Below are 312 nucleotides of genomic sequence, written 5' to 3'. Positions count from 1 at the left end.
TGTCAGTTTTACTCCTTTTTCATGAAGCTTGTGAAAGGCTTCAACATCTGCATCTACCACATTGATAGAGCGAGTAATAGAGCGAGTTTCGTCTGACTGAGACATATTGCCGACGTTCAGCGTTTCCAGCGGAACACCAGCTTCGACCAACCGCAGGAAGCGGTCTGGCTTGCGAGCAACAATCAAGAGTCGCTGCGAATCATACTTGCCAGCCAAGATATTTTCTGCTGCCTTAGCAATCGGCAAGACACTGAGTTTCACGCCAGCTGGCGTTGCAAGCTTGAGCCCGCTCTTTTCGATAGCATTTTCAGC

General features: G+C 49.0%; 1 protein-coding gene. It reads right to left on the bottom strand.

What is annotated here, in order from left to right; genetic code table 11:
- A partial coding sequence (locus A0739_RS09890; protein ID WP_061587821.1) for a PTS system mannose/fructose/N-acetylgalactosamine-transporter subunit IIB occupies positions 1 to 312 on the bottom strand: 312 nt, incomplete at both ends.

The sequence above is a fragment of the Streptococcus oralis genome (assembly GCF_001588645.1).
Taxonomy (GTDB): domain Bacteria; phylum Bacillota; class Bacilli; order Lactobacillales; family Streptococcaceae; genus Streptococcus; species Streptococcus oralis_AB.
Note: the sequence above shows the minus strand (reverse complement) of the source record. Positions and strands in the feature narration are given on the sequence as shown.